Raw genomic sequence first — 21,525 nt, 5'->3', positions numbered from 1 at the left:
CTCATTGACCAAGAGTGGAGATGGCTAAAGCCTAAGGGAGGATGGCGGGAGTTGCTCCCGCCATCCTATGATCCGGGGATCAGACGCTGACGGTGACCTTGCCGATGTTTGCGGCGGCGAAGGCCTCCGCGATTTCGGTCTCGGCCCCCTCGGGCAGGGGCAGGAGCGGCGTGCGCACAGTGGCGTGGTCCAGAATGCCGCGGTTCACGAGGCCCCACTTCAAGGCGACGGTGCCCTCCATGTGGGAGCCGCGGTGGTAAACGTTCTTGGTCACCGGCAGCAGCCGTTCATGAATTGCGTGGGCACGCTTGTAGTCCTGTGCCTTGCCGGCTTCGATCAGTTCGACGAGCAGTTCGGGGGCGATGTTGCCGTAGCCGACGAGCAGACCGTCGACATCGAACATTGTCGGCAGCAGGTACTCGTCATGGCAGGACAGCACCTGCAGATCGGGGTGTGCGGCGCGCAGCGCAGGGATCTCCGTGTACCAGCGGCGCATGTTGCGGACACCGTTCTTCGTGGCAAAGACGCCCTCCTGGCCAGCGATCTCCAGCTGGGTGTCGAGGTCATAGGTCGCCTTGGTGTTGTCGGGGTACTGGAAGAGGATCAGCGGCAGGCCGGACTCTTCATAGATCTCCCGGTAGCGCGATTGCGGGGCGCCCTTCTGGTATCCGAAGCGCAGCCACCCGTGCGAGGGGTACACGAGACCAGCTGACGCGCCGGCCTCGACGGCATTCTTGGCCTCAAGCGCCGCAGTCTTGTTGCCCTCCTTCGTGATGCCCGCCACGACCGGTACACGGCCGTCGGTCGACGCCACGAACGCGCGGATAACGTCCAGCTGCTCCTCTTCCGTAAGGAACGTGCCTTCGCCGGCGTGCCCCAGAACGACGAGGCTCTTCACGCCCTCAATCGATCCGAGCCACGAGCCCAGACGCTGGATCGCAGCGAAGTCGACAGCGCCATCTTCAGTGAACGGGGTGACAGGTGCGGGGCTGAGTCCGCGGAGATCGAGTGTCATTACAGCTACCTTCTTGTCTTCTTTGATGGTGGGCAGTTCCGCTATGATGAAAACGTTTGCGGGAACGTTTTCAATAATGACCGTGGCCCAGCTCACTGTCAAGGGCAATATTTCCGGAAGGAGGAAATAGAGTGTTTTCCAACCCCGCGTTGAACAGGAGTACTCACATGGAACCGGTGGCAACAGGTGCGCCTGTCACTCTCAAGGATGTGGCCAAGGCCAGCGGAGTCAGCATCTCCACGGCAAGCCGCGCCCTTGACGAGCGGGGCACCGGGTCCCGGTCTGCCGCTGCAGCGCAGGTACGCAAGGTGGCCGAAGAACTCGGGTATCGCCGGAACTCTTTCGCCTCGAGCCTTCGACGGGGCGAAACCCGGACCCTCGGAGTGCTGGTGCCGAGGCTCAGCGACACTGTCATGGCCCTGATGTTTGAGCACCTCGAACGTGCCGCTTCGGATCGCGGCTACTTTGCCATGGTGGCTACCAGTGGCGATGACCCTGATGACGAGCGCCGCGCCGCTGAAACGCTCTTGGACCGGAACGTGGACGGGCTGATTCTTGCCACCGCACGCCTCGATGACGATCTGCCGCGTCGCTTGCGGCAGCGGGGCGTACCGCACGCCCTGGTGTTGCGGACGGACGGCGAAAGCCCCTCGGCGATAGGTGACGATGAAGTTGGTGGATATCTTGCCGTCCGGCACCTCGTTGACCTGGGGCACAGGGATATCGCCATCGTCACCGGGCCGGATTTCACGTCAACCGGCATCGCACGGTTGGCGGGTGCACGCAAGGCGCTCGCCGAAGCAGACATCGAAGCGCGTGACGAGTGGCTGATCGCGGCAGGCTACGGCATCGAGAACGGATACTCAGCAGGTGAAACCCTGCTCGGAAATGGTGGGGAGAATCGGCCCACTGCCATATTCGCTGCCAATGACACCATTGCCATGGGCGTCATTGCCGCTGCCCACCGCCATCGGATCGAGATCGGCGAGGACCTGGCACTCGTGGGCTACAACGACATACCCCTGTCGGCCAGGCTTTCCACCCCCCTGACATCCGTGCGGGTACCGCTGGACCAGATCGCCGCTACCGCAATTGATCTCATTGTGAACCCCGGGAAGGAACCGCACATACGGAAATCCCTGCCGACGCTCATTCCCCGCGAATCCAGCGGAACGCCTAAACACTTTCCGCGGTAAGCGGGCGGTTGCCACGCCGCGGCCCCGTTCCGCTTTCGGCAGGCGAGGTGGCGAACGTGTCCGCCAGGTGCTCGCTCAGGAGGCGGTGCGCGTCGTCTTGCGCGGGATTGTCCGGTTTAGGGAAATCATCGCTCCAAATTTACCGGTTGCGGACACTCATGCTGGTGTGCCAAGATTCCCGTGATCGTGACACGTTGGCAGGAGGTGGGACCCATGAACGCAGTATCCGCAATGGGTGCTCCCTCGCAGTCCACGTTCGCGCGGCTGAACTAGCCGCCACGGGAGCGCTGAATCAGGCAATTCGCGAAAGGCGACTCCCATGAACTCAACACCTTCTTCAACCCCGCACGCCTCTCCGGCAGCGACTTCCCAGCGTGCACTGGTCCTCGGCGGTGGCGGATCGACGGGCAACGCGTGGCTGATCGGCGTCCTCGCCGGTTTGGCTGACGCCCGGCTGGATGTGACCGACGCTGACCTGGTCATCGGAACATCGGCCGGGTCCACGGCTGCCGCCCAGATCGCCGGCGCCACGCCCGCCGAGCTCTATGCCGCCGTCCTAGACGCTCCGCTTCCGCAACGGACGCCTCCTCCGGGAACCGGCGGACCCGCACCCGTCAGGCCGGTGTCGGACCACTTGGAACGGACAGGGAAGATCATCGCCGCCTCCCGGGATGCAGCTGACATGCGCCGCCGGATGGGTGCATTGGCACTGGACCTGGCCGCCGCGTACGACAATTCCGAACGGTGGCGGGCCACCGTCGCCGCCCGTCTCACCAGTGATGATTGGCCGCGGCGCAGGCTGCTCATTACGGCGGCCGATGCCCGGTCCGGAGAAGCTGCAGTGTTTGACCGCACCAGCGGCGTTGACCTGGTTGACGCCGTGGCCGCCAGCTGTGCCAGCGGTTTCGCGTACAGGATCGGGGACAGCAGCTATATCGACGGCGGCTACCGGCGAAACGAGAACGCCGACCTGGCTGCCGGGTACGGGCGGGTCCTGGTGCTGTCTCCCTTCGGCGGCAGGACGCGGATGCCGCTGGAGTGGGGCATGCAGCTCGCAGCGCAGGTGGACGAGCTGCATGCAGGCGGGGGCAGCGTGGAAACGGTCTTTCCGGGCGTCGACGCCGAGTACATGTTCGGGGCCAATGCAATGGATCTGTCGCTGCGTCCGGCAGCCGCCCAGGCGGGGTACAACCAGGGCAAAGACCTTGCGGGCAAGCTGGAAGAATTCTGGCGCTGACCGTCTTTGCCGAAATATGGCCCCTGCAGCCGCCCGCTCCTTGAATCACGATTTCCTGCCTTTTCTGCACTTCGTCGTGGGAACCCGGAATTTCCTCCGGCGTGCAGTTTCGGGCGATACCGATGTGCGCCGCCCAACCCCGGGCGAGCCCGCATCCTTGCCGCCACGGCGGGGATCGAGGGGTTCATGCCAGGGCTGGATAAAAAAATTAAACGGGGTATGGTATCGGGTATCGCTAGCAAGGAAGGGCGTGATTCCGATGTCCGGAAAATCCTCCAAAGGCGGTGCCGCCAAAAAGGTCGGCAAGTCGATTCTCGAAAAGCGGGCCGAAAAAAGGGCAAAAAGCGAAAACAGTGAACTCGGTTTTGTAAAGCATCGCAAAAACCGGCGCTGACCATGCCAGCGGGCGGCCGCCAAGGGACTCCTAGCCCTCGCGCCGCCCGCGCCATTCCGGCAGCTTCACAGCGACCCAGCGCCGGGGGACCAGCCGAAGGACACGACCATGACTACCTCCCACCACGCCCTCGTGGTCCCCACCCGACTCACCCAGCCGGTGCACATCAGGACCATCGACCTTGATGAGACGGCGTTCCAGAAAATCGCGTCGGGCGGCGTCGGCCTCCTTGCGGGCACGGACTGGCAGGTCTACCTTGACAACCGCTCAAACGCCATGGTCACGAACCCCCGGGCCGAGGTGCTCATCCGGGAAGCCGGAGTCGACGTCGATGGCACTATCCAGGGGACTGCCCTATTCCTGGGCCGCGGAAACCCCGACGGTGAGTGCGATGCTCCCCGCCGCCTCATCAGGCTTGCCGAGCAGCTGTTCGACTTGCCGCTCGTCGTCGCTTAGCAGTGTCCCGGTTATACCCGGCCGAGGATTCGGCCACGACTATTCCGTTCCAGATAGCCCTGACCATGTGGTGTCCTTCCGCCGCTACCGCGGGCTCTTGTCGATGACGCAGAACCGGTTCCCGTCCGGATCCTCCAGGACCACGAAATCGGGATCTTCGGGGTACATATCCCAGTCGACACGGTGCGCGCCGAGCGAGACCAGCCGCTCCACCTCGGCGGCCTGATCGTCCGCATACAGGTCAAGGTGGATCCGGGGATGGACCTGGACGGGCGTTTCGCTGAGCTGAAGGGACAGTTCCGTGCCGGGGCCCGACGCCGGCGCCAAAGTTACCCACGTTTCGTCACCGGGTTCCCGGGGGACATAGCCGATGGCGGAGTGCCAGAAGTCGGTGGCGGCGGCGACGTTGTTGACGCCGAGGACAATGGTGCCGATGGTCAACATCCGCCCAGCCTAAACCCGCCCGGGGACACCCGGCTAGACTCACGTGCATGGGGGAGAACGACACACCTGAGGAACACGAACCGTCAAAGCGCTCCAAACTACCTGCCGCCGTCGTGCCCTTGCTCGGGGTTGCGGCAGTGCTGGCCGGCATCCTGATCGCCTACCTGAACCGCGACTTCACCGGCTGGTTTGGGTACGCGCCGCTCAGCAACAAGCCGTTCACTGCCAATGGGGCGGCGTTCATCACCGAAGGGACCCAGATCGGCCTTGCCATCATGGTCGCGGGGCTGCTGGTACTCGCCTTTTGGGCGGGATACCGGCTGGGGCGGCGGGACAACTCCGGCCGGGGGTAAAGGTTGAAGCCGTCGGAGAAATCCTGCTGCCGGCAGTCCGGGTCAGCTGCCGGGTTTATTGATGGGCTTGTCCAACGCCACGCTGATGGTCTCTCCCGGCGCCAGTTCATCGCTGGATAAGTCGGTGAATTCGTACCAAGCCCCGCCCGTGCCCGTGCTCGGACGGTTGGCCGACCGCAGGTCAGTCACGCCAAAGCGGAAGGAGACCTGGCGTTCGGTGTCCCCTGGGGCGGTGGTGTAGGTCAGCGGAACCCCCTGGGAATCGGCGGTGGACGTTCCCTGGGCGCCCTCAATCTTCAGCTCGCCGGGTATAAGGCGGACCTTTGTGCCCGAAGGAATCGGTTCGTCCGCTGAAAGTGAAGGGTTGTAAAGCAGAATCTGCGCTGTGGTCGACCGGAACTTGTAGCCCAGGCTGTCGAACGAGTCCCCGTCCACCGTGGTGTAGAAGACTGGTTGGCCAAATGAGTTGTTGACCGATGCGCCTGAGCCGGACCTGCTGTCCACAGGCTTCTTTTGCAGTTGGATGACCTTCCCGGCCTGGATGAAGTAGACGTTGCCCTTTTCATAGGTGAACGGGACCTTGTTCGCTTCCGCCAACTGCTTATCACTTAGGTTGAACCGGTAGGTGATGCCGCCCAGGGTGTCGTCAGGCTCCACTGTGTAACCCGTTGGAATGCCGTTGGCGTCAACCGTGGAAGCACCCCTGGCACCGGGCATGGGACCGGCCGGAATCAGCCGGAGCCGGGTTCCCGGAGTAAGGGGAGTTCCGGGCTGGAGGCCGTTGAATCCGGCGATCTTCGCTTCCGAAAGCTTGTACGCGGCCGCCACTGCTGGGAGCGTGTCGCCTGCCACCGTGGTGTAAAAGTCCACATTGCCGAACGAATCGTGCACGGTCTCCCCGCCAAGGAGAGGCCTTGTGGGGGAGGCTGAAGCCGGAGAAGTCGGCACCGCTGCGGCAGCGGGCTCCACTTTGGTTGGAGCATCGGAGTAGGTGCATCCCGCCAATCCCAGCGACAGAAAAACGGTCAGCGCGGCCGATGACCAAACCAGGCGGCGGCGCCCTGACATCCCTGAGTTGCTGCCAGTTCCCGCCATGAAATGCCCCCATAAGTTCGGCCCAGCCGAGTCAACGTCCAGAGTGGACCAGAAGTGAGCCTAATGGATGAACCCGTCAACGGACCCCGCAGTAGCCGAGAAAAACGGCAAGCGTACGACGGCGGGCGGCCGCCCGCCGTCGTACGCCACAGAAACTGCGTGGCCGGCTTAGTCCTCGTAGACGGCGATGAAGCGGCCCACAACGCCGCCCTTGCGCAGCTTGTCGATGGCGCCGGGGATGTCCGCCTGCTTGATGAGGTTCATAGGCGGGTTCAGTTCGCCCGACTTCATGAGCGCGTAGAGGTTCTCGAGGTCCTCCTTGGTGCCGGACTTGGAGCCCTTGATGGACAGCTGGTTGATGATCAGCGGGTAGGTGTTGATGGTCGCCTCGAGCCGCCCCATGCCCACCTGGACCAGCGTGCCGAATTCCGCCAAGGTCTCCAGGGCGGCGGAGGTGGTGGTGCCGAAACCGGCGTAATCGACGATCAAGTCGAGCTTCTTGTCCTTGAAGACCGTGATCGAATCGGCCACTCCGGCGAGGCCAATCTCGTCGGCGAGCTTCTGCGTTTCGGGGTTCACCTCGGCGCCGTACACCTCCGCGCCGGCCAGCACTGCGACGCGGGCGCCGATGTAGCCCAGGCCGCCGAGGCCGATCACGCCAACCTTCATGCCCGCCTTGGCCCCGCCAACCGCCATGATTGCGTGGTAGGCGGTGAGTCCGGCATCCGTCGCCATCGCACCCAACTCAAAGGAAACTTCGCCAGGCAGCTTTACCAGGTTGTCGTCGGTGGCAACCAGTTTGGGGCCGAACCCACCGTCCCACTTGCCGTAGCCGATGGCGTCCCCGTCACTCATGACGGGGGAGAGGCCCACCCGGTCCCCGACCTTCCAATGCCCCATGCCCTCGCCGACTTCCGTGATGATGCCGGCATTCTCATGGCCCATGGTGCGGGGGAGTTCCGGGAACAGCGGCATCCATCCGGCGTCGTCGATGGCGGTGACGTCCGAGTGGCACACTCCGGCGGCCTTGACGCTGACCACTACCTGGCCCGGACCGGCAGTCGGTTCAGCCACTTCATTGAGGGTGAGTGGGTTGTTGGTGCCGGTGAACTGCCATGCCTTCATGCGGGCATCTCCTTCGGATCGATGGATAAGTTCATGCATTTGCATGCAAATGCAGCCTACGCCTATTTTCGCCCAGCGTAGCCCCGATGTGACGCGGCGAACATGCCCGGCATTACCGGTGGTGATAAGTCGGAAAATTCCCTGTTGAGGTGCTTCTCGATGTCTTCGCCGCCGTGTCCAATCCTGCGCGGCGCATCATCCTGGACGAGCTCCGCCAGGGACCCAGGACGGCCGGTGAACTCACCGGCCGACTGGACCTCAGCCGCCCGGCTGCCTCCGAACATCTTGCCGTGCTCCGGCAGGTGGGGCTGGTCCGGGAGGAGCGGCAGGGGCGCAACAGGGTGTACCACCTCCAACCGGCCGGGCTGGCCGAGGTCGGCGGCTGGGTGAAGCACTTTGAGCACTACTGGAACCAGCGGCTGGATGCGCTGGCAGAACTTCTGGACGAGGAGAAACCGACATGACCGAGAGCGCCATCCGGCTCGAACGCCGCTTCCCGCACCCCGCCGCATCAGTCTGGGCTGCGCTGACCACGCCCGAACTGCTGGCCCGATGGTGGGCGCCGGGCAACATCGCCCCCGTGGTGGGCCACCGCTTCACCATGGACATGAACTCCTGGGGCCAGCAGCAGTGCGAAGTCCTCGCCGTCGACCCCGGAAAATCGATCACCTTCCTCTTCGCCGAAGGCCAACTGGACACCACCATCACCTGGCGCCTTGAATCCGTGGACGGCGGAACTATCCTCCACTTCGAACACGCAGGCTTCCGCCTGGATACCCCCATGGGGCGCCATGCCCTCGATGGCATGGGCGGCGGCTGGCCGGGACTGCTGGCCCGCATCGACGGGGTTCTTGCCGGGGTGTCCTGACCTCACTGCCTGCTGCTACGCTCCACGTAGCCGGCCCGTAGCTGCGCTTCCGGACTGGCCATCAGCTTCGGTTGCGAGCGGAGGAACCACCATGACGGTTGCCCAAATCCAAGTGGACCAGCGCGTAATCGGGATTGATTCCCGGCGCTTCGCTTCGGTTGAGAAAGCGCTGGTGGAACTCATCACCAACAGCGATGACAGCTACTCGCGCCTGGAAAAAGCCGCCGGCCACGTGACCGGCAAAATCCTCGTCGGCTACGAGCGCCACCATGCCGGGGCAGCACTGTCGGTCAGCGACCAGGCGGAGGGCATGTCCTTCGAGCAGGCCGGCCGCATCCTCAGCTACGGCGGCGCGCACAGCCCACTGGCCCGCGGCGAAGGCACCGGCCGCGGGTACTTCGGGCGGGGGCTCAAACAGGCCATCTTCGGCCTGGGCCACGGCTGGATCGAGACCATCCAGGACGGCCGGTTCACCCGGATCGACATCTTCCGGGGCGAGAATGGCGGCTATTTCTATGACGACGACGGCGCTGACCGCCGGGCCTTCCCTGCGGACTATGCCCGGCTCGGGATTCCCGATGGCGGCAACGGCACCCGGGTCACGATCGTCGTCGACAACCCGCATGCCACCATCACCCAGCACGCAACGCTGCTGCAGCTGCTCGCGGACAACATCTACCTTCGGGACGTACTGGACCGGCGCCAGGTGGAGCTGGTGCACGGACACCCCGGCGCCGCGGACCACGGCAGCGACGGCATCCGTTTTCAGGAACCGCCGTCCACCACGCTGGTGGGCCCTGACGCGCCGGGCAGCTTCAGCGTGGACGGTGCGGAGTACCCGTTCACGGTCACGCTCAAGCGGGCCCAGGGCGTTGAACTGACGTTGAAGGGCGACGAACGGACCGCCGGCCTGGTGGTGGAGTCCGGCATGGCCGTGCTCGACTGCCAGATGTTTGAGTACGAGAACCAGGTGGGTACCGAATACCTTTTCGGAACGGTGCGCTGCCCGGCCCTGACCGACATGCTGGGCCGGGGGAAGGCCATCATCAGCGATGAGCGCGAGGGCCTGAACACCAAGGACCCGTTCGTTGCTGCGTTCTCGCGCGCCGTGAGCCGGATGATCGCGCAGGCTGTCCAGGCCGAGAAGGAAAAACTCACCCATCTGGAACGCGCCACCACTTCCGGGCGGACCGCCGAGATGATCGAGCACCTGCTTCAGCACATGAGCGAGGCTGCGGTCCTCGACCTGGGCCTCGAAACAACACCTGCTGTCCGGAATGGCGACGGTTCCCAGCCGCCAGAGACGCCACCGCCAGCTGCCCTGCGTTTCACCACGCCTTTCTACTACCGTCCGCCAGCGCATCCGTTCCATGTCGCACTGCTGCTGGACCCAAGCCAGCTGCCCCAGGGCGAAACCTTGGCGTTCGAACTGGATCTGCCGGCCTCGATCCGGCTGGACCCGCTGCCCGCACCACTTCCCGTCGGCACTTTGGGGGAGACTCTCCGGCTTGAGTGGACAGCAAGGGGGGAACGGGCCGGAGACCATGGGGCGATCACCGCCCGTGCTGGGGACTATTGGGCGCTCTGCGAGGTGGTCATCGCCGACCACGCCTCACGCCGCAGCGCCGACCAGCCGCCGCACCATTCCATCGCCGCCGCCGGGACGCAGCCCGCCCCGCGCCGGCAGATCCACCGCCCAAGCCGGGACCACGGCGTGGACCTCTTTGCCGGTTACGACTTCCGCAATCTCCACAACAGCGCGGACCGTGCCGTTTACAGCCAAGAGGAGCGAAAAGTCCTCATCAACACCGCCGCCCCAACCGTCCAGCTCTACGTCGACGGCCGCGGCCGCTTCCGCGACTCCGCCCGGCTCTTGCTCGCAGAACTCTTTCTTGACGTGATCTCAGACGAACTGGCAAGGCTCCGCGTTGAACAGCACGGCCACGCCGGGAACCTTGAAGCCTTCAGGAATGCCAAACGGGCCATCATTGGCCGATACGGCAGTGAAGTACACAGAACCTTCCTGGGCTAACCGCCCAGTAGGACCGCTCCGGCGTCGAACGCTGCCCGTTTACGGCCGGAAGGAGAAGGGTAACCATGGAGTATGACTGATTCCGGAGCCGGCGGCGCGAACGACCCCTTTGACGGCAGTGACGAGATGGTGGCGGGAACAGCGGACTTGGAGACGCCTGAAAGCATCGCCGAGGATGTCCGCCACGACATCCAGCTGGGCCAGGTCCAGGACGATGTTAGCCACGTCCTGGAGGAGCGCTTCGAGGAAGCGGGCATCGAGGCCCGTCCCGAAGAAGTGGATGACCTCGCCGAAGACATAGAGCGGGACGCCTCCAGCTGATCCCTGGCTCCTGCGTCAAGGAGCGTGTGCGCCAAAAGCCGGGCGGGCCGGAAACGGCGGGTAACGACCTGGACCAGTGCGCTGGCCGTGTTGGGCGCATGGCTCTAAAGAGTCATACCGGTGGTCCAGGTGGCCCGTCCCGTCAGAAACGTGCACCGGGCAAAACGGTGTGCAGGGCAATAGTTTGCGTCGCGCCTTAGGGCCAGTCCGCACGGGTGAAGCGAACGGGGCTCCGCAGGGTGAGGAGGCAGTCAGACGTCCACTCCGTGAGCTTCCGCTGTATCTCCAGCGGATCCGGCACGGCAATTTGCGGCGCGTCCTTGTTTGCGTCTTGAAGACCTTCAACTGAGCTTTTCATTTATCCCCCTTGGCAAAGCGTGTCTGTCCACATTAGGCAGCAGGCCATGGTACGGGAAAGAGGGTTTATCCACTGGAAGGATAAACTGCGTAAATCTTGAGGAACGGCAAGCGCGCGGCGGTGCAGCACTCCCAAACTCATTTTCCGGCCCGTGAGAACACGGTGCCGAAGAACGCGGCCAGTGCGTCCGCCTTGGCCTGTGTCGCGGACTGCGAGGCCGTCCGGCTGCCCGCCTCGATCGACAGCGTCCCGCGGCGGGCCCCCATCCGGACATGCCATTCGCCGGTCCCGTCAGAAAGTTGATAGGCAAGGGCGTAGCTCGAGTCGGCAGCGACGGCCACATTCAAAGGGGAGGCAGGCGACCACGTCCGGCCGCCGCTCCCGAACATGCTCTCCTGGATACTCGTGCAGCCCCGGAGGTGCTCCACCCGGGAGTCGAATGGATACGGCTGGGCCATCGTCGAGGGCATGTTGATGACGGTGAAGTCCGTGTAGTCCATCTTGTTGGCGCCCTGGATCTGCCCCTGGCCGGAGACCGACCCCACCAGCGCGGCAGAGTAGGACTGGTCACTGATGGTGCAAGGGGAGTCGGGCGGCGGAGACGACGCACCCGGGGTGAAGCCAGGAGACGCGCCGAGTACCGTCGCCTGCGGCAGGCTGACGGGCTCCCCGTTGGGGCCGGTGACGCCCTTGAACAGGGCCACCATCTGGTCGGGCGTGAGGGAGTTCGGCGAAGGCGCCGCCACCGATGGAGTGCCCTTCAAAGCCTGGCCAAGGAGCTCCTTGGCCAGGGCTGCCATGGCTTCAAGAGCGGGCTTGGCGTCAGATTCCGAGTTGAGGTTGGCAACGGCAAGGCTCAGCGTGATGGACAGGGTGCCACTCAGGACGCGAAGCCCGACGGAGCCGAAGTCCCCCGGGCCCTTCGGCTTGGTGACCTGCATGAAGGCGTGCTGTTTTTCCCCGACCGGGGGAGCAGCCAGCAGCTGGACCGCGTATGTGGAAGTCCGGCCGGACTCTGTGTAGGCCAGGTCGAACTGGCCGCAGCGGGATACAAGATTGTCCGTGTAGTTGAAGTCGGCCTTGGCGATGGCGTCCTTGTCCGCGCTCCGCAGTGCGACCATGATGGTGCTGGTGGGGCCGGACTGGCCGCCCGCCGACGGCATGGCACCCTCGGCAAAATTGATGTCCTTGTCCGCCCACCGGGTAAAAGGATCCCGGGGAACGAAGGCAAGGCACTCGCCGGGCGTCGTCTCCATGCCGGCAGCGGGAAGGGAGCCGGCCGCCGCTCCGCTGCGCAGGCGGGTTGAATCCTGGGCTGCGGGAAACGGCAGGTTGCGGACCTGGGCCACTCCGTTGATGATTGCCGCGAGTTCTGCGTCCGTGAAGGGCTGTGATGGCACCCCTGCAGCTCCTGGGCCGGGGGCCGCGGACGACTGCGGCGCAGGCCCTGAACTGGCAGAAGGGCTGCTGCCCGGTGCATTGTCCGCGGACGAACACCCCGCCAAGGCGAGCAGGACGGTCACCACGAAACCGGGCCATCGCCTGCTGTTACTTCCAGAAGCAGCACCCCAGCCCTTCGCGACACCACGAGCAGCCATCGCCGGCCTCCTTTGCCAGCATCAACGTAGGCTTCAGCCCCTGTGCCCAGCTAGGGCCGGAGGACCTGCCCCGGCGCAGGCCCGGCGGGGAGTGCGGCGCCGCCCGGGACTGCCAGCGGGATGGCCTCGACCCTCGCTTCCGGCCCCACGGTCACCAGCACATGCTGGGCAGTCACGCCGTCCAGGGCCGCCGCCAGCTGGCGGATGACGTCCTCAGCCCTTGGCGGAAGGGCGGCCGACGGCGGAAGCCCAGTGCCGCCGTCGTCCGTCCTAAGCCATGTGGTCACCCGGGCGCCCCCGGTGGCGTCAGCGATGCCGCGTGCCAGGGATTCGGCGCCGGCAGCATCCAGCGGATAGCCGAGGACCAGGGTGATTCGGTCGATGACCCGCCTCCGGGCGGGTGCCGCGGCAGCGAGCAGTGCCCTGTCGTGCCGCCACAGCGCGAAGTGGTACCCGGCCACGAGCCCGGCGGCCACCAGGAGGCCCAGGGGTGCGCGGATACGGTCAAGGAGGCTGCCGCCCGAGACGTTGCCCAGCAGGAATTCGAAGAGCCGGTAGCCAATCACCAGCAGCGTTATGAGGGCCACCACAGCGCTGACGCCAAAGAACGCCACCAGGTACACGCGCCGGCCGGGCGGGATGTCGGCTGCTGTCCGCGGCTGGTGCCTGGGCTTCCAGGCCAGCCACCAAACGGGTGCTCCCACAACCAGGGAACTGATGCCGCCCAGGAGCAGGGTCCGGGTGGCCCCGCCGGCCAACGGCGAGACGGCCGCAGCGAGGAGCGCGTTCACCACAACGCCGACGCCTGAGGCCGCAGCGGCAAGCGCCACCGCCGACGTAACCAGGAGGCTGGCGCGGCGGGTCCGGGTGGAGCGGTGGATGGATGCGGTGCGGTGGTAGCGCCACACCAGGGCCCCGATGGCGGCGGCTGCGATGGCCGGGGCGAGCGGTTCCAGCAGGTCGTTGAGGGGATCGCTCCGGTCGAACGCCAACCTGAGGAGGACAAAAAGGATGACGCCCAGCCCGCCCAGGGCGGCGATGCCGGCGACGAAGATGCCCACGGCGATGATGATGACGTCCACCAGTCCTGTCTGGTAGAGCCGTCCGCCCTCCCGGAACCAGTGCCACCACCACACCACCGCGCCGCCGGCGGCCCAAACCAGGGACCGGAGGATGGGGAACCACCAGGGTTCAAGGGATGCGGTTGCGGTGAAGCCGCGGATCGCCACGTCCAGCAGGGCACTTAGTGCTGCGATCGCGCCGCCGGCACCCAGAAGCAGGCCAAAGACGGAGCCGACGACGGCCCGCACGTCTTCGAGATGCGACGACGCTTTGCGTGGGTGCTTCCACATCCACCGGTGCCACACCCAGATGCCGGCCCAGACAAGCCCGTTGGCCAGCGGGGACGGCCACTGGTTGTCCCGGATACCGATGAAGGAGGTGGCAAGGTTCAGCAGCGAGGTGGTGGCGATGATGAGGGAGACCGCATACATCCCGGTCAGGTACAGGCCCCAGCCAGGCGCCCTGCGCTCCGCTTCGTCGTCGAGTCGCCGCCACACGAACCACCACAGCAGCAGCGCCAGCGGGCCGCCGATCAGGGTGAAGGCCAGCGACAGGGCCAGTGCGGCGACGTCACCGTAGACAAGGGTGGACGCCGTCCGGAAGAGCCGTTCGAGCAGTCCGCTCAGGCCTGACGCCGTGATGACCACCAAAGCAAACAGCAGGACGTACAGGATCAGCCGGCGGAGGGACGCCAGGCCGCTCGTCGGCGCCGGGACGGCGGGGGCTGCCGGCTTCGTCATTGCTTGGCCGGTACCACGGTGCAGGCCATCAGGGGGTACGGCGCCTGGTCAATCATCCATTTCCCATTCACTTTGAGGAGCGAGAAGGCGTCCTCGATCTGGTACTCGGACGGCCCGAATGGTCCGCCCCGCGATGACTGGACGATCGAAACCCTTACGGTGGCGGAATCGCTGCGCTCCGTCGTCGTAATCAACACGATGCGGGCCGGGCGGGGCTCGCCGGTATATGCCCCACGGCATCTGCCCTTGGCGCCCTCGGTGAGGAAGGACTCCGCCGTGGGGAGGTCGCCGTCGATCACTGCCTTGCTGTACTGCTGGACCACTCCGGCGGGGCTGGCCGCGTCCAGCGGGGCCGGCTCGCCGCGGGTGAAGACCACCGCCAGCGCCACCACCACCAGCAAAACCACAACGCCCACCAGCGCGAGCAGGATCCGGTCGGGTTTTCGGGCTGGGTGATCCCCGGCGGCAGCGTCGTCCATGGCGTAAGTATGCAGGTTAGAGGCCATTTTGGCTTGTGTCTTTGGGCCCGTTCATGGCCTATTGCCGGCAGATCAAAGCGCGAACCTTCCGGTGTTGTGGAGCAACTTGACTCTTATAGGCAACTTCGTTGCTTTGAATGCAACTCAAGCTATTAGAGTCGATCGTTGCTGGCTACTCGCCGGTAATCCACTTGCCGCAGTCTCCCCGACGGTCCGAAGCCAATAATCTATTGACCGTGGTGCGGATCACCATCTATCGTAAAACAACCATGTTGCAACTACTGCAACTCCAACTCTTATTGGTGGTTTCATGAGTACCAAATCAAACTCACCCCGTGCAGGAGTCGTTGCCGCTGACGCCAGCGTTCCTGCCCCGGTAGTCCAAGGCGCTGACAGTGCCGTGGTCAGCAAGGATGTACGACGCCGGGTGGTCACCGCCAGTTTCATCGGCAACTTCGTTGAATGGTTCGACTACGCCGTTTACGGCTACCTGGCGGCCGTCATCTCGTCCGTGTTCTTTCCCGAGGCCGACCGGCAGACCGCGCTGCTGGCAACCTTCGGCGTCTTTGCCATCTCGTTCTTCGTCCGTCCCTTGGGCGGGTTCTTTTGGGGACACATCGGTGACAAGCTGGGCAGGCGCAAAGCCCTGTCCCTTTCCATCGTCATCATGTCCGTCTCCACCTTCTGTATTGCCTTAATTCCCGGCTACGGCACCATCGGCATGCTCGCACCCGTCCTGCTGCTCCTGGTCCGCGTAGTCCAGGGGTTCTCCGCAGCAGGGGAGTACGCCGGGGCCTCAGCCTTCCTGGTGGAGTACGCACCGGCCAACCGCCGCGGCCTCTACGCCGCCGTCGTTCCGGCCAGCACGGCCGCGGGCCTGCTCCTTGGCTCACTGATCGCCGCGCTCCTCAGCTCGGTCCTGAGCACCGACCAGCTGCACGATTGGGGCTGGCGGCTGCCGTTCCTCCTGGCCGCACCCATGGGCCTGATCGGCCGCTACATCCGCACCAAGCTGGAGGACACCCCGGCTTTCCGCGCCCTTGCTGATCATGCGGAATCCGCGCCCAAAGCGCCGGCCCTGGACATGTTCCGTACCTACCGGAAGCAGCTGATCATTGCCTGCGGGGCGGTGCTGCTCAACGCCGTCGGCTTCTACGTCATCCTCAGCTACATGCCTACTTACCTGTCGGAGGAACTGGGCTTTGGGCCCACCGAATCCTTCCTGGCCACCACCATCGCCCTGGTGAGCTACATCGGCTTCATCTTCCTGACCGGCATCGCTTCGGACCGGTTCGGCCGCAAGCGCATGCTGATCACCGCCTCCGTCCTGTTCATGCTCCTGACCGTCCCGGCATTCATGCTGCTGGACACCGGCAACTTCCTGGTGATCGTCCTGGTCCAGATCCTGCTGGGCGGCATGCTCACCCTGAACGACGGAACCCTGCCGAGCTTCCTGGCCGAACTGTTCCCCACCAAAGTCCGGTACAGCGGCTTCGCCGTCAGCTTCAACCTGTCCAACGCACTGTTTGGTGGTACCGCCCCCTTCATGGCCACCCTCCTGATCGGCCTGACGCAGAACAAACTTGCGCCCGGCTGGTACCTCGTGGCCGCGGCCGCCGTGTCCCTGGTGGCTGTGCTGTTCGCCGCCGAAACATCGCGGAAGCCCCTCAAGCACCTCTGAACCAGAGGCCCCGGAACACCCTTCCTTCCACACAACCCAACTGCGGCCAACACCTGCCCGCATTATCGAAAGGCACACCCGTGACTATCACTGCCGACAACGCCTCCTCCATCGCCGAGCTCGAGCGGCTCAAGGTCCTCCACAACGGCACCAAGGGCAAGCTCACGTTCTCCGACGCAGAGTTCGAGCGCCGCCTGGGCGGCCTCCGCCAGATCATGGCCGCCCAGGACCTGGACGCCGTCATCCTCACCAGCTACCACGGCATCAAGTACTACTCCGACTTCCTCTTCACCACTTTCGGCCGCAACTACGCCCTGGTGGTCACCGCTGACGAATCGGTCACGGTCACCGCGAACATCGACGCCGGCATGCCGTGGCGCACCTCCTATGGCGAGAACATCGTCTACACCGACTGGCGCCGGGACAACTTCTACTTCGGCCTGCAGGAAGCCCTGCGCCAGCGCGGCGTCAAAGCCACGCGCCTCGGCGTCGAGGACGACTTCCTCCCCGGCCTGACCCGCGAGAAGATCGCCGCAGCCTTCCCGGGCGCCGCGCTCCTGGACGTCTCCCAGGACGCCATGCGCCAGCGCATGATCAAGTCAGCCGAGGAAATCGAGGTCATCAAGCACGGTGCCCGCATCGGCGACCTGGGCGGCGAAGCCATCCGCAACGCCATCTGCGAGGGCATCTCCGAGTACGAGGTTGCCCTGATCGGCACCGAGGCCATGGTGCACGAGATCGCCAGGACCTTCCCGGACCGCGAGGTCCGCGACACCTGGGTGTGGTTCCAGTCCGGCATCAACACCGACGGCGCGCACAACTGGGCCACCACCCGGAAGCTGCAGCAGGGCGACATCCTCTCGCTCAACTGCTTCCCCATGACCTCCGGCTACTACACCGCCCTGGAGCGCACCCTCTTCCTCGGCCAGCCGGATGAGCGCTCCCTGGAACTGTGGAACATCAACGTCGAGGTCCACAAGCGCGGCCTGGAACTCATCAAGCCCGGGGCTGTCTGCAAGGACATCGCCGCCGAACTCAACGAGATCTACATCAGCAACGGCCTGCTGGCCAACCGCACCTTCGGCTACGGACACTCCTTCGGCGTCCTCAGCCACTACTACGGCCGCGAAGCCGGGCTGGAGCTGCGCGAGGACATCGACACCGTCCTGGAGCCCGGCATGGTGGTCTCCATGGAGCCCATGATTACGGTGGCAGACGGGCAGCCGGGTGCCGGCGGGTACCGCGAGCACGACATCCTGGTGATCGGCGAGGACAACACCGTGGAGAACATCACCAAGTTCCCGTTCGGCCCCGAGCACAACATCGTCCAGGCGTAACTAACTGAACAGTCAAAGCGGCGCCGTGGACCACGGCGCCGCTTTCGGCCTCTGCCGCCAACCATAGGGAAAGATGGTGTCCACCATGACTCCTGCAAAAACCCCGGACTCCCCCCATGGCAGCGCCAACGGAGCCGTCACCAACGGCGGGCCGGACGCGAAAGGCGCTTCCGTCGTCGTCAATGCCATTGCCGTCCTGCGCACCTTCACCGCTGATGAGCCGCTGCTGGGCGTCACGGAAATCGCCAACCGCGTGGGCATGCATAAGAGCAGCGTCTCCCGGATCCTGGCCACCTTCGAGCAGGAAGACCTGGTGGAGCGGGACCCGGAAACCAAGCGGTTCCGGCTGGGCCTGGGGCTCATCGCCGTCGCCGGGCCGCTGCTGGCCGAGATGGAGGAACGCCGCGTTGCCTACCCGGTCCTGCGGCAATTGACCGAGCAGACCGGCGAAACCAGTGCCCTCATGCTCTGGAGCGGGGATGAGGCCATCTGCGTGGAGCAGATCGCCAGCCACCACCAAATCAAGCACACCACCCCGCTGGGTGCCCGCTACCGGGACGCCATGAGCGCTTCCGTCCAGGTGTTCCTTTCCACGCTCCCGGCCGAGCGCGTGCGGGAGCTGCTGAGGAGCGGCACCATCATCTTCCCGGGAATGGACGACGCCGGCCTGGCCGCCTACGAGGCGCGGCTCCAGGATGTTGCGGAGCGGGGATGGGCGGGCAACTACGGCGAATCGTCCATGGATGAGGTGGGCGTGGCCGCACCCGTGCGGGACCACCGCGGTGACGTGGTGGCGGCTGTCCTGATTCCGGCGCCCCGGTTCCGGGTGTCCAAGGAGCAGTTCGAGAGCCTGGGCGAGGCCTGCGTGGCCGCCGCTGCCAAGGTGACCTCCCGGCTTGGCGGCCGGCCGGCGAACTGACGCTGCCAGGCCTGTACAACGGATACCGGCGCGCGGGAGACTGTCGCCATGCGCAAGCTTGCCTTTGGCATGAACGTGAGCGTGGACGGCTACATCGCCGCGCCCGGCGACGACCTTGGCTGGAGCACACCAAGTGACGAGCTGTTCCAATTTTGGTCCGACCGGGTGGGGGTGACCGGCCTGGCGCTGTACGGGCGCAAACTGTGGGAGGCGATGAGCTCCCACTGGCCCACCGCCGACCAGCAGCCCGGCGCCACGCCGGCGCAGGTCGAGTTCGCCCGCCGCTGGCGGGACATGCCGAAAGTGGTTTTCTCCTCGACGACCCTTGCGGTGGACTGGAACACCCGCCTGGTGACCGGCGATACGGTCACCGAAATCACCCGGCTCAAGGCCGGCGACGGCGGCCCCATGGACATCGGTGGCGCCACTCTCGCCGCGGCAGCCATGCGGGCGGGGCTGATCGACGAGTACGTGATGGTCACCCATCCGGTCCTGGTTGGCGGCGGCACGCCGTTCTTCACAGCCATGGACAATTGGGTGAACCTGAGCCTGGTGGAGACCCGGACGTTTCCCGACGGTGTGGTCCTCACCCGTTATGAGGTTAGGCGCTGAGCGGCCGCCCGACGTCGGATCAGCGAGGGCTTTGGCCCCCAACGGACCTCGTGTGGCGCGCTGTGTTCCCAGGCGGTCGATACGTTCTTGCCGGACCCTGTTCTTCATCGCAGCCGGCCTGTCCGGATAGGGATCCTTTACCGGACGATATCGGCCGCGGGTTTGAGTTATTGGGCTTAGATGCTCTGAAGGTTTTCTTGCGCGGGGATGAGCGGTGTCGTTTCGATGGTGATCGACCCTTCATTGCACTCTCCTGGGCGGCCCAGTTATGGGTGAGACGCAGCGAACTGGCCTGCGGCGCCAGCCACAACCAGGGGTGCATGCGATAGATGTAGTCTTCGCCCAAGCCTCCGCGCATGGTCAGCTGTAGACCTTGTGGTTCTGCTTCGTCGAATGGATGGCCGTCTTTGATGGTGTCGATCTTTTTGGGTCGGACCCATCCGGGCCGGGCACGGTGCCGAAGCACTTTCAAAGCATTATGCGGAGACAAGCTTTTCCCCGGCACGTTAGGGGCGTGTCTGCCGTCGTAGATGCGGGGGAGATGAGTTTGTGGCCTTGGGCACCGGCAGTTGATCGGAGGTGGGATGGACCGCACGACCCTGAACATCGTCCCTGCCCTCCGCCTGGTCCTTGTCGGTGGCCTGTTCGCCGTGTTCTGGATCATCTTCGGTGCCGGCAGCGCCCACGCCGCGGCACCCCCACCGGGTGAGAGACCGCATACGGCCGACGGTCTCGTGACGTCCTTGACGGCTCCCGTGAAGCCGCTCATCGCCGCGGTTCAGCCCCGGACAGAACCGGCACCACAGAGCCCAACAGCGCCCGCCCCCGCCCAGGGGCCCGCATCAGCGGGCCGGCCCGTGGCCGCCACTCTCGTACGGCAGCCCCCAGCACCCGTCACGCAACTGGTCGCTGGCACTGTCCAGCCGCTCCTGGCCCCCGTCACGAACCTGGCCGACACGATCGTAGCCCCGGTCACAGCACCCGTCACGCAACTGGTCGCTGGCACTGTCCAGCCGCTCCTGGCCCCGGTCACGAACGCGTTGGACTCATCCACTCAAGCGGTGACGGGGCTGATCACCGGCCCCACGCTTGCCCCGGTCAGCATCGGACCTATAAGCGGCGGCATCCCAGGCGGGGCACCGCCCGTCACGGCTGCGTCCCCCGCTGCACCTGTGACGGCAAACACTTCCTTGGGCGGCGCTGACCGATCAACCACCGTGGAGTTCCGGCCAGCCGCGGTGAGTAGCGCGAAACCGGGAGCCTCCACCACCGTGCTTTCCCACCTTCCCACGGCCATTGCGGACGGCATCGCCGCTCGTGGGGCGGCGTCGATGGATGACGGCGGCGCGTCCCCCCAGAGCCCGTCACCGCTTTCTAGCGGACACGTGCCTGCAACGGCGCCGGTGCCCTCACCGGTGTCCGGCAGTGCCGGCGCATCGGGGCCCACTGGCGCCGGCGCGCAGGCTGCGGCGGATCTTTCCTACCGTTTCGTCCTGCCCCTGACCGGGGGCGGGGACGGATCCCTTTTCAGCTTCGTGCTGCCCGGGTCCACAACTCAGGACCCTGGATTCTCACCGGATTGATGATGTCCGCGCCGCGCACCTAACTGCCGCGGCAGATGCAGGCATACCGGCGCCTTTGGCCGGAAAAAAAATTCATTCCATGTGAGGAAAAACAGTCATGCATTCATTTGTCCGCAACACCCTTTGCGCCGCAGTTTTCGCCGGCGGCGTCCTCGTCCTCGGTGCCGGAGCGGCCTCAGCCGACACCGGCACCAACACCGGCGCCGGTCTCGGTATCGGCACGCAGAACCAGACCAGCATCACCTCCACGTCCTCGACGGCCAACCGCGAAAGCATCGCATCGCACCTTGGCCTGAACCTGGGTGCTAACGCCGGTGTGGCGGGCGGGATCCAGAACACCGCGACCGGAACTACCGGAACTACCGGAACCGAGCGTGGATCCGTCGCCTCCAACCTGAACCTGGGTGCTAACGCCGGTGTGGCGGGCACGATCCAGAACAGCGCCACGACCCGGAACACCGGAACTACGGGAACCGACCGCGGTTCCTTCGCCTCGGCGTCGAACCTTGGCCTGAACCTGGGTGCGAACGCCGGTGTGGCCAGCACCATCCAGAACAGCACGGATGAGAACGGCACCACCGGAACTGACAGTGGTTCCTTCGCTTCGGCGTCGAACCTTG

General features: G+C 65.2%; 21 protein-coding genes and 1 pseudogene. 15 read left to right on the top strand and 7 right to left on the bottom strand.

Annotated features, from left to right (window positions below; genetic code table 11):
• Positions 1 to 79: 79 nt before the first annotated feature.
• Positions 80 to 1,015, bottom strand: a complete 936-nt coding sequence (locus IEW19_RS20980) for a dihydrodipicolinate synthase family protein (RefSeq protein WP_188573506.1) — start codon at positions 1,013 to 1,015, stop codon at positions 80 to 82.
• A gap of 167 nt (positions 1,016 to 1,182) precedes the next feature.
• Between IEW19_RS20980 and IEW19_RS20975 the strand changes: the two genes are divergently transcribed.
• The 4 genes from IEW19_RS20975 (at position 1,183) to IEW19_RS20960 (ending at position 4,298) form a co-directional block, all read left to right on the top strand.
• Positions 1,183 to 2,211 (top strand): LacI family DNA-binding transcriptional regulator, encoded by a 1,029-nt coding sequence (locus IEW19_RS20975; RefSeq protein ID WP_188573505.1) that lies wholly within the window; start codon positions 1,183 to 1,185, stop codon positions 2,209 to 2,211.
• Between the two features lie 319 nt (positions 2,212 to 2,530).
• The gene (locus tag IEW19_RS20970) at positions 2,531 to 3,448 is read left to right on the top strand and encodes a patatin-like phospholipase family protein (RefSeq protein ID WP_188573504.1); all 918 of its coding nucleotides are present in this window, start codon (positions 2,531 to 2,533) and stop codon (positions 3,446 to 3,448) included.
• Positions 3,449 to 3,698: 250 nt separating this feature from the next.
• Positions 3,699 to 3,842 carry a hypothetical protein gene (locus IEW19_RS20965; RefSeq protein ID WP_188573513.1) on the top strand — a complete coding sequence of 48 codons (144 nt, stop codon included), beginning with the start codon at positions 3,699 to 3,701 and terminating at the stop codon, positions 3,840 to 3,842.
• Between the two features lie 108 nt (positions 3,843 to 3,950).
• On the top strand, positions 3,951 to 4,298 hold the full coding sequence (locus IEW19_RS20960; protein WP_188573503.1) for a hypothetical protein: 348 nt from the start codon (positions 3,951 to 3,953) through the stop codon (positions 4,296 to 4,298).
• 84 nt (positions 4,299 to 4,382) lie between these two features.
• Here IEW19_RS20960 and IEW19_RS20955 read toward each other — a convergent pair whose 3' ends face one another.
• A complete protein-coding gene (locus IEW19_RS20955; RefSeq protein WP_188573502.1) occupies positions 4,383 to 4,742 on the bottom strand; it encodes a VOC family protein in 360 nt (119 codons plus the stop codon).
• Between the two features lie 47 nt (positions 4,743 to 4,789).
• On the opposite strand from IEW19_RS20955, the gene IEW19_RS20950 reads away from it, so the two are divergent.
• A complete protein-coding gene (locus IEW19_RS20950; protein ID WP_188573501.1) occupies positions 4,790 to 5,095 on the top strand; it encodes a hypothetical protein in 306 nt (101 codons plus the stop codon).
• 42 nt (positions 5,096 to 5,137) lie between these two features.
• On the opposite strand, the gene IEW19_RS20945 is transcribed toward IEW19_RS20950, so the two are convergent.
• Together IEW19_RS20945 and IEW19_RS20940 are read right to left on the bottom strand one after the other, a co-directional pair.
• A complete protein-coding gene (locus IEW19_RS20945; RefSeq protein WP_188573500.1) occupies positions 5,138 to 5,986 on the bottom strand; it encodes a LysM peptidoglycan-binding domain-containing protein in 849 nt (282 codons plus the stop codon).
• Between the two features lie 372 nt (positions 5,987 to 6,358).
• Positions 6,359 to 7,315, bottom strand: coding sequence for a zinc-binding dehydrogenase (locus IEW19_RS20940; RefSeq protein ID WP_188573499.1), 957 nt, complete (start codon positions 7,313 to 7,315; stop codon positions 6,359 to 6,361).
• A 149-nt stretch (positions 7,316 to 7,464) separates the two neighbouring features.
• Between IEW19_RS20940 and IEW19_RS20935 the strand changes: the two genes are divergently transcribed.
• The 4 genes from IEW19_RS20935 (at position 7,465) to IEW19_RS20920 (ending at position 10,536) form a co-directional block, all read left to right on the top strand.
• Complete coding sequence (locus IEW19_RS20935) at positions 7,465 to 7,779, top strand: ArsR/SmtB family transcription factor (RefSeq protein ID WP_188573498.1); 315 nt, start codon at positions 7,465 to 7,467, stop codon at positions 7,777 to 7,779.
• Entirely contained in the window at positions 7,776 to 8,183 is a 408-nt protein-coding gene (locus IEW19_RS20930; RefSeq protein WP_188573497.1) for an SRPBCC family protein, read from the top strand. The genes IEW19_RS20935 and IEW19_RS20930 overlap by 4 nt, the downstream gene beginning before the upstream one ends.
• 91 nt (positions 8,184 to 8,274) lie before the next feature.
• Positions 8,275 to 10,215: an ATP-binding protein gene (locus IEW19_RS20925; RefSeq protein ID WP_188573496.1), complete on the top strand. Its 1,941-nt coding sequence runs from the start codon at positions 8,275 to 8,277 to the stop codon at positions 10,213 to 10,215.
• A 72-nt stretch (positions 10,216 to 10,287) separates the two neighbouring features.
• The gene (locus tag IEW19_RS20920; RefSeq protein WP_188573495.1) at positions 10,288 to 10,536 is read left to right on the top strand and encodes a hypothetical protein; all 249 of its coding nucleotides are present in this window, start codon (positions 10,288 to 10,290) and stop codon (positions 10,534 to 10,536) included.
• A 495-nt stretch (positions 10,537 to 11,031) separates the two neighbouring features.
• Here the strand turns inward: IEW19_RS20920 and IEW19_RS20915 are convergent, their stop codons facing one another.
• From IEW19_RS20915 to IEW19_RS20905, 3 genes are all read right to left on the bottom strand, one after another.
• The gene (locus IEW19_RS20915) at positions 11,032 to 12,294 is read right to left on the bottom strand and encodes a hypothetical protein (protein WP_229748638.1); all 1,263 of its coding nucleotides are present in this window, start codon (positions 12,292 to 12,294) and stop codon (positions 11,032 to 11,034) included.
• Positions 12,295 to 12,542: 248 nt separating this feature from the next.
• Complete coding sequence (locus tag IEW19_RS20910; RefSeq protein WP_188573494.1) at positions 12,543 to 14,294, bottom strand: DUF5671 domain-containing protein; 1,752 nt, start codon at positions 14,292 to 14,294, stop codon at positions 12,543 to 12,545.
• Positions 14,291 to 14,773 carry an LpqB family beta-propeller domain-containing protein gene (locus IEW19_RS20905; protein WP_188573493.1) on the bottom strand — a complete coding sequence of 161 codons (483 nt, stop codon included), beginning with the start codon at positions 14,771 to 14,773 and terminating at the stop codon, positions 14,291 to 14,293. The genes IEW19_RS20910 and IEW19_RS20905 overlap by 4 nt, the downstream gene beginning before the upstream one ends.
• Positions 14,774 to 15,083: 310 nt before the next feature.
• Between IEW19_RS20905 and IEW19_RS20900 the strand changes: the two genes are divergently transcribed.
• The 6 genes and pseudogenes from IEW19_RS20900 to IEW19_RS20875 all read left to right on the top strand — a co-directional run.
• Positions 15,084 to 16,454 (top strand): MFS transporter, encoded by a 1,371-nt coding sequence (locus tag IEW19_RS20900; protein ID WP_188573492.1) that lies wholly within the window; start codon positions 15,084 to 15,086, stop codon positions 16,452 to 16,454.
• A gap of 80 nt (positions 16,455 to 16,534) precedes the next feature.
• Complete coding sequence (locus IEW19_RS20895) at positions 16,535 to 17,791, top strand: aminopeptidase P family protein (RefSeq protein ID WP_188573491.1); 1,257 nt, start codon at positions 16,535 to 16,537, stop codon at positions 17,789 to 17,791.
• An 85-nt stretch (positions 17,792 to 17,876) separates the two neighbouring features.
• Positions 17,877 to 18,710 (top strand): IclR family transcriptional regulator, encoded by an 834-nt coding sequence (locus tag IEW19_RS20890; RefSeq protein WP_373283632.1) that lies wholly within the window; start codon positions 17,877 to 17,879, stop codon positions 18,708 to 18,710.
• Between the two features lie 48 nt (positions 18,711 to 18,758).
• A complete protein-coding gene (locus IEW19_RS20885; RefSeq protein ID WP_188573489.1) occupies positions 18,759 to 19,322 on the top strand; it encodes a dihydrofolate reductase family protein in 564 nt (187 codons plus the stop codon).
• A gap of 584 nt (positions 19,323 to 19,906) precedes the next feature.
• Positions 19,907 to 20,905, top strand: coding sequence for a hypothetical protein (locus IEW19_RS20880; RefSeq protein ID WP_188573488.1), 999 nt, complete (start codon positions 19,907 to 19,909; stop codon positions 20,903 to 20,905).
• A 97-nt stretch (positions 20,906 to 21,002) separates the two neighbouring features.
• Positions 21,003 to 21,525: pseudogene (locus IEW19_RS20875) on the top strand (hypothetical protein); the annotation flags it as partial.

Source organism: Arthrobacter liuii (assembly GCF_014639275.1).
GTDB classification, from domain to species: domain Bacteria; phylum Actinomycetota; class Actinomycetes; order Actinomycetales; family Micrococcaceae; genus Arthrobacter; species Arthrobacter liuii.
The sequence above is the reverse complement of the archived record's forward strand: the minus strand, read 5'-3'. Positions and strand labels throughout refer to the sequence as shown.

Coding starts and splice junctions, on each gene's coding strand:
- IEW19_RS20980 (WP_188573506.1), bottom strand. CDS start 1,015: ATGACACTCGATCTCCGCGGACTCAGCCCCGCACCTGTCACCCCGTTC.
- IEW19_RS20925 (WP_188573496.1), top strand. CDS start 8,275: ATGACGGTTGCCCAAATCCAAGTGGACCAGCGCGTAATCGGGATTGAT.
- IEW19_RS20900 (WP_188573492.1), top strand. CDS start 15,084: ATGAGTACCAAATCAAACTCACCCCGTGCAGGAGTCGTTGCCGCTGAC.
- IEW19_RS20905 (WP_188573493.1), bottom strand. CDS start 14,773: ATGGACGACGCTGCCGCCGGGGATCACCCAGCCCGAAAACCCGACCGG.
- IEW19_RS20930 (WP_188573497.1), top strand. CDS start 7,776: ATGACCGAGAGCGCCATCCGGCTCGAACGCCGCTTCCCGCACCCCGCC.
- IEW19_RS20885 (WP_188573489.1), top strand. CDS start 18,759: ATGCGCAAGCTTGCCTTTGGCATGAACGTGAGCGTGGACGGCTACATC.
- IEW19_RS20960 (WP_188573503.1), top strand. CDS start 3,951: ATGACTACCTCCCACCACGCCCTCGTGGTCCCCACCCGACTCACCCAG.
- IEW19_RS20950 (WP_188573501.1), top strand. CDS start 4,790: ATGGGGGAGAACGACACACCTGAGGAACACGAACCGTCAAAGCGCTCC.
- IEW19_RS20955 (WP_188573502.1), bottom strand. CDS start 4,742: ATGTTGACCATCGGCACCATTGTCCTCGGCGTCAACAACGTCGCCGCC.
- IEW19_RS20920 (WP_188573495.1), top strand. CDS start 10,288: ATGACTGATTCCGGAGCCGGCGGCGCGAACGACCCCTTTGACGGCAGT.
- IEW19_RS20970 (WP_188573504.1), top strand. CDS start 2,531: ATGAACTCAACACCTTCTTCAACCCCGCACGCCTCTCCGGCAGCGACT.
- IEW19_RS20910 (WP_188573494.1), bottom strand. CDS start 14,294: ATGACGAAGCCGGCAGCCCCCGCCGTCCCGGCGCCGACGAGCGGCCTG.
- IEW19_RS20940 (WP_188573499.1), bottom strand. CDS start 7,315: ATGAAGGCATGGCAGTTCACCGGCACCAACAACCCACTCACCCTCAAT.
- IEW19_RS20880 (WP_188573488.1), top strand. CDS start 19,907: ATGGACCGCACGACCCTGAACATCGTCCCTGCCCTCCGCCTGGTCCTT.
- IEW19_RS20975 (WP_188573505.1), top strand. CDS start 1,183: ATGGAACCGGTGGCAACAGGTGCGCCTGTCACTCTCAAGGATGTGGCC.
- IEW19_RS20890 (WP_373283632.1), top strand. CDS start 17,877: ATGACTCCTGCAAAAACCCCGGACTCCCCCCATGGCAGCGCCAACGGA.